The organism is Neobacillus niacini, assembly GCF_036961885.1.
Lineage (GTDB): Bacteria > Bacillota > Bacilli > Bacillales > Cytobacillaceae > Neobacillus > Neobacillus niacini_H.
Map to the genome: position 1 here is coordinate 44,286 of NZ_JBALNQ010000020.1, position 18,134 is coordinate 62,419.

The 18,134-nt window shown below is 33.3% G+C and carries 15 protein-coding genes; all 15 read left to right on the forward strand.

The window, feature by feature from the left end; genetic code table 11:
• Positions 1-98 precede the first annotated feature (98 nt).
• The 15 genes from V7124_RS09435 to V7124_RS09505 all read left to right on the forward strand — a co-directional run bounded on the left by V7124_RS09435 (position 99) and on the right by V7124_RS09505 (position 17,763).
• Positions 99-791, forward strand: a complete 693-nt coding sequence (locus tag V7124_RS09435; RefSeq protein WP_335488391.1) for a YveK family protein — start codon at positions 99-101, stop codon at positions 789-791.
• Entirely contained in the window at positions 781-1,443 is a 663-nt protein-coding gene (locus tag V7124_RS09440; protein WP_335488394.1) for a CpsD/CapB family tyrosine-protein kinase, read from the forward strand. The genes V7124_RS09435 and V7124_RS09440 overlap by 11 nt, the downstream gene beginning before the upstream one ends.
• Positions 1,444-1,837: 394 nt before the next feature.
• A complete protein-coding gene (locus tag V7124_RS09445) occupies positions 1,838-3,664 on the forward strand; it encodes a polysaccharide biosynthesis protein (protein WP_335488397.1) in 1,827 nt (608 codons plus the stop codon).
• Positions 3,665-3,674: 10 nt separating this feature from the next.
• A complete protein-coding gene (galU, locus tag V7124_RS09450; protein WP_335488400.1) occupies positions 3,675-4,556 on the forward strand; it encodes a UTP--glucose-1-phosphate uridylyltransferase GalU in 882 nt (293 codons plus the stop codon).
• 22 nt (positions 4,557-4,578) lie between these two features.
• Positions 4,579-5,730 carry a glycosyltransferase family 4 protein gene (locus tag V7124_RS09455; RefSeq protein ID WP_335488403.1) on the forward strand — a complete coding sequence of 384 codons (1,152 nt, stop codon included), beginning with the start codon at positions 4,579-4,581 and terminating at the stop codon, positions 5,728-5,730.
• A complete protein-coding gene (locus tag V7124_RS09460; protein WP_335488406.1) occupies positions 5,715-6,818 on the forward strand; it encodes a glycosyltransferase family 1 protein in 1,104 nt (367 codons plus the stop codon). Before V7124_RS09455 ends, V7124_RS09460 begins: the two co-directional genes overlap by 16 nt.
• Before the next feature lie 18 nt (positions 6,819-6,836).
• Complete coding sequence (locus V7124_RS09465; RefSeq protein WP_335488409.1) at positions 6,837-7,952, forward strand: glycosyltransferase; 1,116 nt, start codon at positions 6,837-6,839, stop codon at positions 7,950-7,952.
• A gap of 293 nt (positions 7,953-8,245) precedes the next feature.
• Positions 8,246-9,235, forward strand: coding sequence for a hypothetical protein (locus V7124_RS09470; protein ID WP_335488412.1), 990 nt, complete (start codon positions 8,246-8,248; stop codon positions 9,233-9,235).
• A gap of 30 nt (positions 9,236-9,265) precedes the next feature.
• Positions 9,266-10,471 carry a glycosyltransferase gene (locus V7124_RS09475; protein WP_335488415.1) on the forward strand — a complete coding sequence of 402 codons (1,206 nt, stop codon included), beginning with the start codon at positions 9,266-9,268 and terminating at the stop codon, positions 10,469-10,471.
• Positions 10,449-11,999: a lipopolysaccharide biosynthesis protein gene (locus tag V7124_RS09480; protein ID WP_335488419.1), complete on the forward strand. Its 1,551-nt coding sequence runs from the start codon at positions 10,449-10,451 to the stop codon at positions 11,997-11,999. Before V7124_RS09475 ends, V7124_RS09480 begins: the two co-directional genes overlap by 23 nt.
• A 97-nt stretch (positions 12,000-12,096) precedes the next feature.
• Entirely contained in the window at positions 12,097-13,131 is a 1,035-nt protein-coding gene (locus V7124_RS09485) for a glycosyltransferase (RefSeq protein ID WP_335488422.1), read from the forward strand.
• Between the two features lie 76 nt (positions 13,132-13,207).
• Entirely contained in the window at positions 13,208-14,695 is a 1,488-nt protein-coding gene (locus V7124_RS09490; protein ID WP_335488425.1) for a glycosyl hydrolase family 28-related protein, read from the forward strand.
• A 104-nt stretch (positions 14,696-14,799) separates the two neighbouring features.
• Complete coding sequence (galE, locus tag V7124_RS09495) at positions 14,800-15,840, forward strand: UDP-glucose 4-epimerase GalE (protein WP_335488428.1); 1,041 nt, start codon at positions 14,800-14,802, stop codon at positions 15,838-15,840.
• A gap of 29 nt (positions 15,841-15,869) precedes the next feature.
• Positions 15,870-16,487, forward strand: coding sequence for a sugar transferase (locus tag V7124_RS09500; protein ID WP_335488432.1), 618 nt, complete (start codon positions 15,870-15,872; stop codon positions 16,485-16,487).
• Positions 16,488-16,593: 106 nt separating this feature from the next.
• Positions 16,594-17,763 (forward strand): DegT/DnrJ/EryC1/StrS family aminotransferase, encoded by a 1,170-nt coding sequence (locus tag V7124_RS09505; RefSeq protein WP_335488435.1) that lies wholly within the window; start codon positions 16,594-16,596, stop codon positions 17,761-17,763.
• The last annotated feature ends 371 nt before the right edge of the window (positions 17,764-18,134 follow it).

Sequence of the window (18,134 nt, forward strand, 5' to 3'; positions counted from 1 at the left end):
TTCGGGTGTCTTTAAAAGGCATTTATTTTTTGATGTACATGTTCTTTAAAAGGAACGAAATTAAATTAACATGAATTCTTCGAAAAGTGGTGTTTAATTTGGAAAAAGAAATAAATATAAAAAAGTTATTTGAAATTATTAAGAAACGTTTTTGGGTAATGATCGTTACCGTAATTATCACCTTAGCATTGAGTGCAATCTATAATATATATTTTACTAAACCTCAATATGAATCATCTTCACGCATAATAATTAATGCAGAACCAGAGTTAATGAACACTCTCATGGTAATGATAAAAGAACCAAGTTTTCTAGAACATGTAATTGAAGAGATGGAGCTAAATAAAACACCTGAAGAATTAAGTAAACAAATTTCTGCTGGAAGCATAGGCGGTTCAACTATTGTCAAGATTTCTGTTTTTGATACTAATCCTGAAATGGCAACTAAAATTGCTAATACAACAGCGATTGTTTTTAAGGAGAAAATGCCAATACTTCTGGGTTTTACCAGTATTAGTATATTATCAGATGCAAAGGCTAATCCATACCCTATTAACGATAATCAAACAAGGAATATACTTATTGGCTTTTTAGTGGGTTTAATTTCTGGAGTGGGAATTATTTTTATTAAAGACTTTCTAGACGACACGATAAGGTCAGAGGAGTACTTGGAAGAATTGTTGGGGGTGCCTGTATTGGGGAGTATATCGAAAATGAACAAGAAAAAAAAAGCCATCAATAAGCATGAAAGATATAAGGTTGAAGTCTGGGGGGAATCTCTTGGGGATTAATAATAAAAAAAAAATAAATAGACTAAAAAAGGTAAGTTTAGTAGCAGTAAATAATCAAAAGGGTAAAATATCAGAGCAATACCGAATAATTCGTACCAACTTTTTAACATCTATTGACTGTAAAAATTCACAAACATTAACTATCACATCTCCAAATCAAGAAGAAGGGAAATCAACAACCGCAGCAAATTTTGCAATTTCATTAGCACAGCAGGGAAAAAAGGTTCTGTTAGTCGATGCTGATTTAAGAAATTCATCAATGCATTATATATTTAAAGTGGATAATTCATTTGGTTTAAGTAGTTTATTAGTGGGAGAAAGAGAGCTTGAATATATCATTAACAAAACAGAAATTAATGGGTTAGATTTTTTACCAAGCGGTCCAGTTCCTAACAATCCAGCAGAGCTTCTGGGCTCAAAAAAAATGGAATTGTTTATTAATACTGTAATTAGGCAATACGATATTGTGTTATTTGACACACCTGCAGTACTGGAGGTTGCTGACGCAAAAATCATTGCAAATCTATGTGATGGTATATTATTAGTCATTCGGTGGGGGAAAACAAAAAGTAATGAAGCGAAAGATGCCAAAAAACTTTTAGAAAGTGCTAGTGCAAAATTGTTAGGAGTAATATTAAACAGTAAAGAATAAGGGATCTTAAAAAACAAGTTAAATAGTCTTTTTTAACCCCTTTGTTCTTTATTGGAAACAGAAACGTTCAATAAAAGATTAAGGTGATGTCTTCTTACCATTATCAATGGAGGCACTCGGTTATGCTGTGGGTTGAAATTAACCTTAGACGCTTGTCGTCGATAGTGTGATGTGAGGAGGGGTTAAATGCCCCAATTTTAATTGAAATTTTTCATTATAAGATTAAGTTGGTCTTATAATGAAAGATTTTAATTTTAAAAACTAAAGGAGTGTAAAGTTATGAATTTGGATCCAAAATCTATTAAGAAAGCGGTTCAATATATCGAACAGAATGCTTCCAAAGAACAACAACAAACAAATAGTAACCAAATAGTTTAAAGAATGGAGTGCAAAAATGACTTATAACCAAAGGTTGTCTTTTTTTATTTTTGTTGATTCTTGCATTGTTTTAACCGCTGTTTTTTTCAGCAGGTTCTTGGTGAATGCAACATTTAATGTCATTACCATGCCGATGGTTATTACGGCAATTGCTATCTTGGTTAGTCATCATATCCTTTCATTCAAGCTTCATTTATATAAAAAGGCCTGGGAATATGCAAGTATAGGTGAGTTAATCATAGTTTTCCAGGTAGTTACAGGATCCGTGGTTGTGGGGGCTGTATTTCAACAGATTATTGCAGATGAGATATTTTTCAGGCTTCTCGCTGTCACATGGTTGCTTCATATTCTATTCTTAGGGGGATCCCGCTTTTGCTGGAGAGTTTTCCGAGATTCCTTTATTAACAAAGATCATAACCAGAAAAAAACCTTTATTGTAGGTGCAGGGGCAGCAGGAACTATGGTGGCAAGGCAGCTTTTGAATAATCATGATGCAGAGCTTATTCCGGTGGGTTTTATTGATGACGATAGTAAAAAGCACCATCTTGATATCTTAGGCGTACCGGTGGTTGGAGGAACGAACCAAATTGAAACGCTTGTAAAAAAACATAATGTTGAAAATATTGTTATCGCGATACCTTCTCTTAGGAAAAAGGAGTTAAGCACTATCTTCCAAGAATGTGCTAAAACAAATGCCAAAACGCAAATTCTTCCCATGCTTGAAGACTTGATGTCAGGAAAGATTTCTGTCAGTCAATTCCGTGATGTTCAGGTAGAGGATTTATTGGGGAGAGAACCGATAAAGCTAGATATAGAACACATATCAGAATATATAACTGGAAAAACCGTCCTTGTAACTGGAGCAGGAGGGTCAATTGGTTCAGAAATATGCCGGCAAATAGTCCCCTTTCATCCTTCTCGACTCATCTTGTTAGGGCATGGTGAAAACAGTATCTATTCGATAGAAATGGAATTAAGGGAGAATAGCAAAGCATCCTCGATTGAATTTATTACGGAAATAGCTGATTTGCAGGATGCAGATAAGATGAACGTGATTATGCAAGCTTATCATCCTGATGTTGTTTATCATGCAGGGGCCCATAAACATGTACCGCTGATGGAGCGAAATCCTGAGGAAGCATTGAAGAATAATGTGATTGGTACCATGAATGTGGCGAAGGCTGCTAGTTGGTACGGTGTGAAAACATTTGTGATGATATCAACTGATAAGGCAGTAAATCCAACTAGTGTAATGGGAGCAACAAAGCGATTAGCTGAAATGATCATTCAGAATATGGACAAGATTAGCTCTACAAAATTTGTGGCAGTCCGGTTTGGCAATGTGCTCGGAAGCCGAGGTAGTGTGATTCCATTATTTAAGCGTCAAATTGAAAAGGGGGGGCCAGTCACGGTTACTCACCCTGATATGGTCCGGTATTTTATGACGATTCCTGAGGCCTCCAGGTTAGTGATTCAAGCAGGTTCTTTAGCAAATGGCGGAGAAATCTTCGTGTTAGATATGGGGGAGCCGGTTAAGATTGTCGATCTGGCCAAGAATTTGATTAAGCTATCAGGAAATTCAATAGAGGATATCGGGATTGAATTCACAGGTATGCGGCCAGGGGAGAAGTTGTTTGAGGAACTTTTAAAAGATGAAGAAGTTCATGAGGAACAAATATATCCGAAAATTTACGTTGGTAAAAGGTCGGAGTTATTTATGGATGAAATAAATGCGCTTATCAACAATTTTACGACAATGGAAAAGGAAGAGCTTAGAAAAGAACTGTTACTACTTGCAAACAGAAAAGTGCCATCAAAGCCGCTTTTATCAATTTCAGTTTAGGGGTGTTTATATGAAAGTAAAAAAAGCCATTATTCCTGCTGCTGGACTAGGAACTAGATTTTTACCAGCAACGAAAGCAATGCCAAAAGAAATGTTACCAATCGTAGATAAACCTACTATTCAATACATTGTTGAAGAAGCAATAGAATCAGGGATTGAAGATATCATTATTGTCACAGGTAAAGGAAAAAGAGCAATTGAAGATCATTTCGACCATTCCTTTGAGTTAGAGCAAAACCTATTGGATAAAGGTAAGTTCGATTTGCTTAATGAGGTGCAAAAATCCTCAAAACTAGTGGATATTCATTATATCCGCCAAAAAGAACCAAAGGGTTTAGGTCATGCAATTTGGTGTGCACGCAAGTTTATCGGGAATGAACCCTTTGCGGTATTATTAGGAGATGACATTGTTCGAGCTGATAAACCGTGTTTAAAGCAAATGATTGAACAATATGACCGTTATAATGCTTCTATTTTGGGGGTCCAGAAAGTACCATATGAAGAGGTTTCTAGATATGGAATTGTTGATGCTAATAATAATGGCGATCGGTTATATTCAGTTAATAATCTAGTAGAAAAGCCAAAACAGGACGAGGCTCCATCAAATCTTGCCATCATGGGGCGCTATATTCTAAGTCCAAGAATATTTGAGATTTTAGAAAACCAAGAGCCTGGATCTGGAGGAGAAATTCAGCTTACTGATGCTATTGCCATCCTAAATTTATTTGAAGCGGTCTATGCATATAATTTTGAGGGTATTCGTTATGATGTTGGTGAAAAATTTGGTTTTATCCAAACAACAATAGAGTACGCACTAAAACATGAAGGTTTAAAAAATAAATTAATTGCTTATTTAAAGACAGTAGTTGAAGATAAAGAATTTGTAAAATAGAAGAATGATTGGATGATAAAATATGCCCAATAAGGTTCTATTCTGTGCAACTGTGGACGCTCATTTCGAATCTTTTCATTTACCGTATTTAAAATGGTTTAAAGATCAAGGGTGGGAGGTTCACGTTGCTGCAAATGGAGTACTTGAGCTTCCTTATGTTGATGAAAGATATAATATACCGATACAAAGGTCACCATTAAAACTAAAAAATATACAATCATATATTCAGTTAAAAACAATCATAGACCAAAATAAATATCAAATAATACATTGTCATACACCGATGGGAGGAGTCATTACACGTTTAGCTGGTAGAAAAGCTAGAAAGTTAGGAACCAAGGTTTTATATACTGCTCATGGTTTTCATTTTTATAAAGGCTCCCCAAAAATAAATTGGTTGATGTATTACCCTATTGAAAAATGGCTAGTTAATTATACTGACTGCCTTATTACTATTAATTCAGAAGACTATCATTTTGCAAAGAGATATTTTTCTGGGAATCTGATTGAACATGTTAATGGGGTTGGTGTTAACACTGATAGATTCAAACCTGTCGATCAAGACAGTAAAAGTAATCTAAGAAAATTATTAGGTTTTCAAATGGATGATTTTTTGTTGTTCTATGCAGCTGAATTTAATGAGAATAAAAATCAAAGATTTCTAATTAATATGTTGTCTACAATAAAAGAACAAGCTCCCAATGTTAAACTTTTACTTGCTGGTGAAGGGGCATTAGTGGAAGATTGTAAAATACTTGCATCTCAATTAGGCGTTCATAGGATGGTGAAATTTCTAGGGTACAGAACGGATATCCATTCAATCTTACCTATATGTGATGTTACTGTAGCTTCAAGTCTTAGAGAAGGTCTGCCTGTTAACATAATGGAAGCAATGTCATGTGGTCTACCTGTAGTGGTTACAGAAAATAGGGGACATAAAGAGCTTGTTGAAAATAATCGTAATGGTTGGATAGTGGACAAAAATAATTTTCAGGAAATGGGAGAAAGGATAAAAATCCTTGTTAATGATCCTGTGAAAAAGATGGAATTTGGTAAATATGGTAGGGAAATGATAAAAAGTAAATATTGCTTGCAAAACGTATTAGAGCAAAAATGTAGTATTTACAAGAAGTTTATGAGTGAAATGGAGGGCAAAAAGTGGCTAGCCCAATAAAAATATTACACGTTGTAGTCAATATGAATCGAGGTGGGGCGGAAACTTTATTAATAAATTTATATCGGAATATAGATCGTTCTAAAGTCCAATTTGACTTTTTGACTTGTAAAAAGGGAGTTTTTGACTCGGAAATAGAAGAAATGGGTGGGAAAATTCATCGAATTCCATATATAACAGAAGTTGGACATAAAGGTTATATAAAGGCTCTTGATAAATTTTTCCTCGCTAATTCTTATTACAATATTGTTCATTCCCACATGGATAAAATGAGTGGGCTTATACTTCGTGCAGCTAAAAAAGCTAATATCCCCGTAAGAATTGCACATAGCCATAATACACAAAGTGAAGGGAATTTCTTAGCAAAAATATATAAGTGGTATGCAGGCAGTAATATTAAAAAATTTGCAAACTATAGGTTTGCTTGTTCGAATGCAGCTTCTAATTGGTTATATGGCGAAAATGCAGAATCTCAAATTATTAAAAATGGGGTTGATTTAACTAAGTTTTCTTTTTCAAATCAGCTGCGTAATCAGGTGAGAAAAGAGCTGGGTATTAATTCAGATACCTTTGTTGTTGGGCATGTAGGACGTTTTAATCATCAAAAAAATCATACTTTTTTAATTGATATTTTTAAAGAATATTGGAATAAAAATTCTAATTCTATTCTTATCTTAATCGGGGATGGGTCTCTCAGAAAACAAATTGAACAGAAGGTAAGGGATTGTAATATTGAAAATCATGTGAAGTTTCTAGGGATACGAAGCAATATTTATGAACTAATCCAAGCTTTTGATGTTTTTGTGTTCCCTTCATTGCATGAAGGACTACCCGTTACCATAATGGAAGCACAGGCTGTCGGAATTAGCTGTCTTGTTTCAGACACTGTAACAACGGAAGTGGATGTAGGTATAGGCTTAGTTAGTTTTTTATCTCTAGGAAATAAAAGTATATGGGCAAAAGAACTTCAATTAGTTAAGAAAAGCGCTGTTAATACCTTCCATATAGCACTTAGGGAAAACGGTTATGACATTCTTGATGCTGCTAATAACCTTGAGGACTATTATCTTAAACTATCACCGATGTAATAAGGAAAGGAAAACATTATGGTAAATATTGCACTTTATATTGCAGATACAAGCCCAAGTGGGATTACTAGATATGCTTTCAACATGACTACATGCCTATCTGAATTCGGACATCAATGTAAAATAATATCAGACACTAATTTATTTTCATTAAATAAATCAGAAATGATTGTATTAAGTGAAAATGAAAGGCTTGGAGCCATAAAAATTACACAGAGAATATTGAAGTTAAAGAAAGAGATTGATCGAAATCATATTGATGTTGTTATTTCAAACGGATGGTATCATGACATGGTGGCCCTTGCAGCTAGTCGGTTGAGTACATGTAAGCCAAAGATAATAGGGGTAGTACATACTCGGCCTGAATTATGGGGATTAGATGATAAATGGTACAAAAGAATAAAGAGTAGTTTAATTAGGAGGATTTATGCCTTAGAGGATAAAACAATCTCAGTCTCAGAATCCCTAACGTATGCAATAAAAAATAAAGGATGGATAAAAGACCCTACGACTATTTACAATCCAATAGTATCCGAAAGAATTAAAGGGATTTCTAGATTACGAACCATAACAGATTCTACATTAAAACTAGTTTGTATGGGATGGATAAACCCTGTTAAGGGATATGATACGGCAATAAAAGCTCTGGCAGAATTAAGAAGAAATGAGATACCTGCCACACTTACAATAATCGGAGCCCCCAATAATGAATATTATTTTTCTGAGATCAAAGAACAAGTTAGAAAATTGGCCCTAGAAAATTATGTGTTATTTAAAGGTGCCTTAGAAGATCCTTTTGAATTATTGGATCAGATGGATGTTTTCATTCTTTCTAGCCGTTCAGAAGCTCTTCCGACAGCTTTAATTGAGGCTATGGCAATTGGTCTTCCAGTTATAGCGAGTGACTGTAACTATGGTCCAAGGGAAATACTTCGAGATGGAGAGTATGGTGCACTAGTACCAATAAATGACTGGAAAAAAATTGCTGATGAAGCTAGGAAACTCGTTAATGACCCGAATTTGTATACTAAAATGAGCAGAAGTGGTATAGAACGTGCAAATACATTTGATTTTGTAACTAGTGGATATTTTTATAATAACCTAATTAAAAGTTATAAAATAGAAGTAGGGTAGAAATGTTATGTTAATCTTCTTACTTTTCATAATTGAAGGTTTCATTTGCTTTGTTATTAAAGATAATATAGCAGACCTAGAAATAGTATCGTTAACTTTAATAATAATTAATTCTATATTCATTACTTTCTATCTTTCAATGAAAGTAAGTAAAAGAAAAAAAGTATTTTAAAATAATTCTTATCGGTTACTTTTTACGTTTATTCGTACTTTATGTAGATATTTATGGAAGGAGTTTTTATTATATTCCCCACAGTGGAAGTGATACAGAGGGTTTTTATGCTCAAGGGATATTGATTGCAGAAGAACTAAGTTTATTTGGTACCACAAATATGGGGGCTTATGCGAACTTTTTAGGTTTATTTTTTTATTTATTCGGTGACCAAAGGATATTAGCTCAATTTTTTAATACTCTTTTAGGTTTAGGAATAATTGTAGTTGTATATAAAATTATGAATTTGCTAGGAATTGGAAACAGAACCAAAAAAATAATAATTATTCTTATAACATTTTTTCCCCAGGCAGTCTTTTTTTCGGGAATATTGTTACGTGAAAATCTTGTTTCATTTGGATTAATTATGATGACATATTTCCTTGTAAAATGGTATAAAGAGCAGGGAATTAAAAATATTGGATTATCAATCATATTTTATGGTATTGCTGTGTATTTTCATTCAGGTGTTGTTGGTGCATTTATACCCTTGGCATTTATGTATACATTTTACAAACATGAACATAACACCTTTAAAATAGATATGAGATCCATTTTATTACTGTGTGTTTTTGCTACTGTAGGAATATTTTCTTCAGTTACTTATGGAGAAATACTATTTGACAAATTTGGAGATGCAGACTTAACATCTAAAGAATTTTATCAATCTATGGGAGCAGATGTTGAAGCCGGTTCTAAATATCTTGATGGGTTAACCTATGATAATTTCTATGATATTTTACTATACTCTCCATTAAAGATGTTTTATTTCCTCTTTTCACCAATTCCATTGGATTGGCGTGGAATGATGGATGTAATAACATTTTTTTTAGATTCTTTAGTTTACTTAATTATATCAATATATATCTTTAAGTACAGCAAGTCACTTAAAGAAGATAAACCATTATTAATTATACTCCTTTTCATACTATTTATTGTTACCTTTGCATTTGCGTATGGTACTATTGCGGCAGGAACAGCCGTGCGACATAGAAACAAGTTTGTAGCAGTATTGCTGATTGTTTGGGCGATTTTACTTGATCGTAAAAAAGGAAAGGTGAAGAAAATATAAGTTACAAACATCATAAAGGGGATTTTTAAATTGAGGAAAAAAATTCTTTTTGTTATCCCAGACTTAGGAGGAAATGGTGCATCTAAAAGTCTAATTAATTTACTAAGCATTTTAGATAAAGAAAGGTTTGAAATAGATTTATTGGTCTTTAATTGCAAGGGATTATTTGCCGATATGGTGCCTGAGGGTGTTAATATGGTAGAAGTGCCATCTCCATTAAAGGAATATTGGTATCAAATACATTTTGCACTTGGAGAATTAATGAAACGAAAGATGTTCTATCTAGTGTATTGTCGACTAAAATGGAAATTAATGGAGATTTTTAAGTATAAACCTGCAATTGTTAGCCAGAAAAATTATTTGAATATTGAATCTTATATACCGTTTTTAGAAGGCCATTACTATGCAGCTATTGGTTACCTTGATTTTGCTCCAACTTATTTTATAGTTGATAAAGTGAAAGCTGATTTAAAAATCGGTTGGAACCATAATGACTATTCTAAATTAGCACCTGATTTTTCAATTGAACGAAAATACCTAGAAAAGCTTGATTATTTAATCACAGTATCTGAGGGGTGTAAATCAGAACTTGAAAGAAGTTACAATGATCTTTCTGAAAAGATTAAAGTAATAGAAAACATTAATTCCCCATTAATTATTAGTAGAATGGCAGAGAATGAACATGTTTTTGAAGATAATTATAATGGGCTAAGAATTGTCACAATAGGAAGATTAGTTGAGCAAAAAGGAATTGATTTAGCTATATTTACTTGTAAAAAGTTAATAGAATCGGGATATAACATTCGTTGGTATATTATTGGCGAAGGGTCGGATCGTCCAAAACTTGAAGGTATGATAGAGAAACATAGACTTCATAAGAATTTCTTTCTAGTTGGTGAGGTAAGGAATCCTTATCCATTCATCGATGGTTGTGATATTTATGTTCAGCCATCCAGATATGAGGGAAAAAGTATTGCTGTTGAAGAAGTAAAGATTTTCAATAAACCTATGGTATTAACAGATCATCCTGGTTTTTATGAGCAGATTACCAACGAAATTAACGGTTTAATCGTTTCAATGGATGTTAATGGTATATATACCGGCATAAAGAGGATGATAGACGACAGTATATTAAGAAGTAAGTTCACTTCCAACCTTAAAAGTCAAAAGCATGGTAATGAAGAAGAAGTAGGATATTTTTATAGATTATTAGATGGAAAATTCTATGAGAAGTAAGAAAGCATTCTATAACTTTACAACAAGTCTGTTGCTCCAATTTATTACAGCAGCTATAGGCTTGATTTTACCTAGGCTATATATAGAAGCATATGGGTCTGAGATAAACGGTCTTGTTTCTTCAATACGACAATTTTTATCGTATCTAACAATTGTTGAAGCAGGTGTAGGAGCAGCTTCCATTGCAGCTCTTTACTCCCCCATTGCACTTGGTGATAGAAATGGAATAAATAGTATCCTTTCAGCAACTAAGACTTTTTATAGACGGTCAGGCTATTTGTTTATTTTCTTAGTAATCGTATTGGCCTTTTTATATCCAATGATTGTTGATGGGGAAGTTAGTGGAACGATTTCCTTAATGATGGTATTGATACTAGGCATTAGCGGTATGATGGAGTATTTAATAATTGGTAAATACCAAGTTATGCTAACAGCCGATCAAAAAAGTTATATAGTTAACATTGTACAAATATCTGGAATATTATTAAACGCTTTAGTCTCTATATTAATGATCAAGGGTGGATTTACTGTAATAGCAGTACAAGTAACATGTACTCTTGTATATGTCTCAAGAATGTTCTTCCTTATAGGATATGTGAAAAAGAGATATAGTACCATTAACTTTGATAGTGAGCCCAACTTTTCTGTAATTAGCAATCGATGGGATGCTTTAGTCCATCAAATAGCTGGGTTAGTCGTATTCAGTACACCAATTGTAATTGTTACAATATTTTGTGGACTCAAAGAGGTTAGTGTTTTTGCCATTTACAATTTGATTATAAGTGGTGTTGTCATGCTAGTATCTGCATTTTCCAACGGTCTAATGGCAGCTTTTGGTGAGATACTTGCAAAAGGTGAAAGAATCACACTACAAAGGACATTTAATGATTTTGAATCTATGTATTACTTAGTAATGACGTGGGCATATACTTCTGCGGCATTACTTTTTTTACCCTTTGTTCAAGTATATACCTCAAATGTTCAAGATGTTGACTATATCCGTCCTTCAGTGGCAATTCTTTTTATCATAGTTGGGGTATCTAATAGCATTAGAGTACCACCAATGACATTAGTTAACGCAGCAGGACATTATACTCAAACGAAGTATCGTTCAATAATTGAAGCTCTAATAAACATTTCTGTATCTTTGATATTAGTCCAATCGATGGGACTTGAGGGGGTATTGCTTGGCTCCATATGTTCTTATGCATATCGAACAATTGACTTCATAGTCTACTCGTCTCGTCATATCTTAGAAAGACCAATAAAGTATACATTTTATAAGCTGACTTATAACATTGTTCTAGCAGCTTTAGCTATGTTACCTTTTTATACAGTTTTCAATATAAAAGCTGAAGGTCTTCTTGAATGGATTCGTTGGGCTTTTATTGTGGGTATTTGGGTACTAGTTGTAATATCAGTAGGAAATTCTTTCATAGCACCCACTGCTATGAAAAATATTGTTTTCCGAATGAAGAAATTGTTTCTAACTAATAAAAGCTTTAGCAAAATACGGAAGTTTAATTAAATGTTATTTAGACCTTTCAAAGAACTAAGATATCAAATTTGTTTTTTCGTTGATATTCTTTAAATTACGGATAATACAAATTAATAGGTGATAAAAAATGGTGCCAAATGTAAGTGTAATTGTTCCAATATATAATATGGAAAAACTTCTAACTAGTTGTCTAGAATCAATCTTGGGTCAGACACTAATAGAGATTGAGATTATTCTTGTGAATGATGGATCTAAAGATAATTCAGGTGAAATTGCTGATGCGTATGCCTCTAGAGATGACCGAATAAAAGTTATCCATAAAAAAAATGGGGGTGTCAGCTCTGCTAGAAATGCGGGTTTGGCAATTGCAACCGGTCAATATATTGGATTTGTTGACCCAGATGATTGGATTAGTGAAGACATGTATCAAAAGCTATACGATACGGCAGCAAAAGGGAATCTTGATATTGTAATTTGTCATAATTATAATCACCATATTGAAAAGGGGAATTTTGAAATCGATTCCTTCCATATTAAAGAGAATACGCTAAGGAATATACGAAGGCATACATTAAAGGATGACTATTTTAGTGCTGTTTGGAATATGATTTTTAAAAAATCTCTGATTGATGAAATAAACAGTAAATTTCCAGAGAACTTTACTGTTTGGGAAGACGGTTACTTTGTATTAAAAGCAATGTATTTTACTGATAGAGTTAAATACTTAAATGAGCCCTATTATCATTATCGGAAGACTTATAAAAAACAGAGATATATTAACAATCTATTTGAATCCTTACTATTTTTGCAACAAGTAAGAGAACAATGTGTAAAAAAATGGGGAATTAATGTATTTAACGAGGATGAATGTATTGAGGCATTGTTTTGTAAACGAATTGTCCTATGTTTAGAACAGGAAATGAATATAAATAGGGGTGAAATTAAACACAAAAATATAAAGAAAATAATTAATCACCCGTCAACGTTAAAAGCTTTCAGTCAACTGAAAAAAAGTCGATCTGGATACAAACAAATAGGATGGCCGGCCTATATTATTTTACAATTTGCTGTGTTCAAAAAGAATTTTTTAATCATTTGGATAAATACAATTTTAAATATTTTTCGTAAGTTTAAAAACTTCTACAAACCTTTGATGGGGTAATTTTTAGAGTAAAAGCTTCAATTGACCATGTTATCAGGAGGAGATTAGGATAGTCCTAAGATATACATTTTTACCAATGTTATTTTTGAGTATTCTTTTGCTTTGTATATACTTCTTTAACATTTCAAGTTCCTCAGAGAAAATAGAAAATATAAATGAGGAGAACCATAAAATTAATACATTAGAAACGGTAAGTGTCAAAGATTTTGGAGCAGTCGGAGACGGAGTTACTGATGATTATTTAGCTTTAAAAAAGGCTTTTTCATATATAAACCAAAAAGGCGGGAATGTAACATTAGAATTTCCAAAAGGAATCTACTACATTGAACGGGTATATAAAGCAAAAGATTTTGGGGTTAAGCTAACTGATCCATCGGAATCATGGGAGGGATCCAAAAACGAGGAAATTACACATTTATTTTTAAAGGATGCGACTAACTTCAAACTTGTTGGAAATGGTTCAATCATCAAAGTTAAAGGGGATTATCATAAAACCATTGATGCTGATTTATGGGGAGAGAAATACACTTTTAAATATCCCATTTTACCTTTTGTGGTTTTAAATTGCACTAATTTTTCGATGGAAGGTTTTGATATTAACGGGAATGGTAATCAAACCACGAGAGAATCTAATAGTATTGCGGAGGCATATGGTTATGGCTTGTTGTTGCAAAATTCTAGTGATTTTGTAATTAAAGACATATATACACACAATTGGGTTACGGATGGACTGATTGTTGGACACTTGGGCTGGGTTACAAATGGTGAGTTTATAAATGTTGTTTCCGAGCATAATGCTAGGCAAGCAATTTCAATAGATCTTGCAAAGGATATTTTGTTTAGTCATTCTAAATTTAGTTATGCAGGACAGTTAGAAGGAGGTACATACGGGTCTCATTCTCTTGGTGCTGGTTTAAATATTGAGCCTGAAGGTGGCGCTACGAAAGAAAATCCAACTGAAAACATTGTTTTTGAAGATAGTGAGTTTTCTCATAATATAGGTGCTGAGATTTTTGCAACTTGGGATGTCGCAAAAAACATCTATTTTAAAAGATGTAAAGTAATTAGATCAGTAAGTAAAATTGGAGAAGGTATCCTGTTAGGAACAACTGGCGCTCACTTCGAGGATACTTTATTTGATTTTAGTAAAAAGGTTGGGGTAATATTGACCAATTTTAGTGAAAACTATAGCTCATCAACATTCATCCGCAGTCATTTTATTGATACAAGAATAATGTCAGATTTACCAGAAAAAAAACTAGTTATTCGTGATAGCAACATAGAATTTCTTGGATATGATAAAGACGACATTCCAGTTATTTATATTGAGAATAATAAAGCGCTTTTAAAAAACAATCGAATTTTTATTGGAGAGAATTATAATAATTGTTTAAATCAGCCTTGTCAGAGGGTATATTTTGGCCAAGGAAAATTTGTAAAAAATATATATGAAACAGATAAAAAAGGTGAGGGCTACTATTTTTCATTTTATGGGAAAAATGCAAGCATTAAGAATGATTCATACCCTTCCAGTCAATTTAGAATAGTAAAAGAAGATAGTTAATAAATATTGGTCCAATCCCACATGGAAAAATAGAAGGCATCTCAATTAGTAAACTAGTTGAGATGCCTTTTTCTTTAAGTATATAAAAAAGAAGGATGAAGCTTATGAAAATATTGATTACAGGTGGAGCTGGCTATATTGGTAGTCATGCATGTGTGGAATTGTTGAATGCGGGTTATGAGATCGTGATTGTGGACAATTTATCAAACAGTAAACCAGAAGTTTTAAATAGGGTTCGTCAGCTTACGGGAAAAGACTTTAAATTTTATCCAGCTAATTTACTTGACATTACTACTCTAGATGCAATTTTTTCTGAAAACCAAATTGATGCGGTGATACATTTTGCAGGATTAAAATCAGTGGGAGAGTCAGTGACTTTGCCGCTTTGGTATTATAACAATAACATCACTGGGACTTTAAGATTGTGTGAAGTGATGAAAAAGTATGGTGTCAAAAAGATTGTATTTAGTTCGTCAGCTACAGTATATGGAATACCTGAATCTGTACCTATATCTGAAGAGTGTTCTTTAGGAGCAACGAATCCATATGGACGGACAAAACAGATGATCGAAGAAATCTTCCGTGATCTCAATGTGTCTGACCCAGAGTGGAGCGTTGCTCTTTTACGTTATTTTAATCCTATTGGTGCTCATAATAGTGGGCGAATCGGGGAAGATCCAAACGGCATTCCAAACAATCTATTACCGTATATTTCACAGGTAGCGGTCGGAAAGCAAAATGAACTTAAAGTTTTTGGCAATGATTATCCAACAAAGGATGGTACAGGTGTCAGAGATTATCTCCATGTTGTAGATCTTGCTATTGGACATATTAGAGCTCTTGAAAAAGTATTAAGATCGACAGGTGTCGAGGCATATAATCTAGGAACTGGAATAGGTTATAGTGTGTTGGAAATGATTGATGCTTTTGAAAAAGTTTCTGGAAGAAAAATTCCATATCGAATTATTGAACGCCGGCCTGGTGATATAGGAATATGTTATGCAAATCCTTTAAAAGCAAAGAATGAACTCGACTGGGCTGCTGTTAAAGGAATAGAAGAGATGTGTGAAGATTTATGGCGTTGGCAGTCCAATAACCCAAATGGTTATGATACAGAGGTTTTAGTTTCAGCTAAGATTCTATAGCCTATACAATTATCCATTAGAGGTGGTATATGAAAAGATTATTCGATCTACTGTTATCATGTTTTTTTCTATTGATATTTTCTCCTCTGATTTTATCGGTTGCTTTATTAATAAGAATGAAGATTGGGAGTCCAATCATATTTAAACAGCAACGCCCAGGTCTAAAAGGAGAACTGTTCGAACTTTATAAATTTCGTACCATGACAGACAAGCGAAACCAAAACGGGGAGTTACTGCCAGATCATATAAGATTGACTTCATTCGGTAAACTTCTTAGAAAATTAAGCCTGGATGAATTCCCACAATTAATTAATGTTATTAAAGGTGATATGAGTTTAATAGGCCCAAGACCATTACTTCCTGAATATTTATCATTATATAGTGAAGAACAGACTAAACGTCATCTTGTTAAACCAGGAATAACAGGATGGGCACAAGTGAATGGAAGAAATGCAATCACGTGGGAAGAAAAATTCAAACTAGATGTTTGGTACGTTGAAAATCAAAGTTTCATATTAGATATAAAAATATTGCTTTTAACAATCAAAAAAGTAATATCTTCAGATGGGATAAGTAATCATAACCATGTTACAATGCCGGATTTTGAGGGACCCCCAAAAAATAATCAAAACTATACTTCTATGTAAAATACTAAGAGATTAAATTCACTATGCTTATCCAAAAACTGTCGATTTCTACTATTAATCGATAGTTTTTTTATTCCGTAAAAATAGAATTCTGGGGGTGCAAAGGATGGTACAAGATAAAGAGAAAATATATCTTTCGTTGGCACATATGAGTGGGAACGAACAAAGATATATAAATGATGCATTTGAAAAGAACTGGATAGCTCCATTAGGACCTAATGTTGATGGTTTTGAAAAAGAACTTGCAACATCAGTTGGAGTAAATGCTGCAGTTGCAGTTAGTTCCGGAACAGCAGCAATTCATTTGGCTTTGAAATTACTTAATGTAGGACCTGGTGATAGGGTATTTTGTTCAACACTTACCTTTGTAGCTAGTGCCAATCCCATTCTATATCAAGGGGCTGAACCAGTATTTATTGATTCAGAACCCGAAACATGGAATATGTCTCCCCAAGCATTAGAACGTGCAATGAAGGATGCGGCACTAGAAGGAATTCTGCCAAAAGCAGTAATTGTAGTTCACCTATATGGTCAAAGTGCAAAAATGGATAAAATCCTTTATTTATGTAATAAATACAATATTCCAGTTATAGAGGATTCGGCAGAGTCCCTTGGTTCTACTTATAAGGGAAAAGCAAGTGGGACAATGGGCAATTTTGGTATCTACTCATTTAATGGTAATAAAATCATCACAACATCCGGAGGTGGAATGCTTGTTTCAAATGACGTTGATGCAATTAATAAAGCACGTTTCTTGGCAACACAAGCAAAGGATCCTGCCCCATATTATCAACATAGCACGGTTGGATATAATTATCGGATGAGCAATGTTTTAGCTGGTATTGGTAGAGCGCAATTAGAAGTTTTGGAGGAAAGAGTTAAAGCCAGAAGGGAAATTTTTAATTTTTATTATCAACATTTATCTCATTTACCTGGAATAACTTTTATGAAAGAGTTAGAAAATACGCGATCGAACCGTTGGCTGACGACCTTATTAATAGAAGAAAGTGATGCAGGTTTATCAAACCAGTCACTATTAGAGTTTTTGTCAGGTGAAAATATAGAAGCTCGACATGTATGGAAACCTCTTCACATGCAGCCAATTTTTAAAGGAGTTTCCTATTATTCTCATGAGGAAAATAAAAATGTTTCCGAAGAAATATTTAATAAGGGCATCTGCCTCCCTTCTGGATCTGGGATGACAGAAGAACAGCAAAGAAGAGTAATCAATAATGTATTAAATGTCTTTAGTTTAATAACTCAAATTCCAATGTAAAATTTTTTTGAGAGTGTGAATTTATATAATGGATAATTCTGTAATTATAACACAGCAAGAGTTTCAAAAGCTTTTATTGTACACATACTCTAGAGTTGAAAATTCAGAGAAATTAGAAGTAAAGGATCTAGTAAATGAGATTAAACAGCAAATTGAGTCCAACTGCATAAATCAATCACCAAAATAATTTTTCGTTTACTTTCATTCTATATTATTTCTTAAATGATTTATTCTCCCTTTCATAAATAGAATACATTGTTTTAGTATTCATTTTGAAGAAGGAAAATGATGCCTTTTGGAGGTCAATATGAATGTATTAATATTAGGGTGCCATAAGGGTTTAACAAGAGGTGTAATAAAAAGTCTAATAA

What these genes read in the sequence shown, in the direction of transcription:
- galU (WP_335488400.1), top strand. Translation starts at nt 3,675, where the DNA reads ATGAAAGTAAAAAAAGCCATTATTCCTGCTGCTGGACTAGGAACTAGA.
- V7124_RS09445 (WP_335488397.1), top strand. Translation starts at nt 1,838, where the DNA reads ATGACTTATAACCAAAGGTTGTCTTTTTTTATTTTTGTTGATTCTTGC.
- V7124_RS09500 (WP_335488432.1), top strand. Translation starts at nt 15,870, where the DNA reads ATGAAAAGATTATTCGATCTACTGTTATCATGTTTTTTTCTATTGATA.
- V7124_RS09455 (WP_335488403.1), top strand. Translation starts at nt 4,579, where the DNA reads ATGCCCAATAAGGTTCTATTCTGTGCAACTGTGGACGCTCATTTCGAA.
- V7124_RS09480 (WP_335488419.1), top strand. Translation starts at nt 10,449, where the DNA reads ATGGAAAATTCTATGAGAAGTAAGAAAGCATTCTATAACTTTACAACA.
- V7124_RS09485 (WP_335488422.1), top strand. Translation starts at nt 12,097, where the DNA reads ATGGTGCCAAATGTAAGTGTAATTGTTCCAATATATAATATGGAAAAA.
- V7124_RS09490 (WP_335488425.1), top strand. Translation starts at nt 13,208, where the DNA reads ATGTTATTTTTGAGTATTCTTTTGCTTTGTATATACTTCTTTAACATT.
- V7124_RS09465 (WP_335488409.1), top strand. Translation starts at nt 6,837, where the DNA reads ATGGTAAATATTGCACTTTATATTGCAGATACAAGCCCAAGTGGGATT.
- galE (WP_335488428.1), top strand. Translation starts at nt 14,800, where the DNA reads ATGAAAATATTGATTACAGGTGGAGCTGGCTATATTGGTAGTCATGCA.
- V7124_RS09505 (WP_335488435.1), top strand. Translation starts at nt 16,594, where the DNA reads ATGGTACAAGATAAAGAGAAAATATATCTTTCGTTGGCACATATGAGT.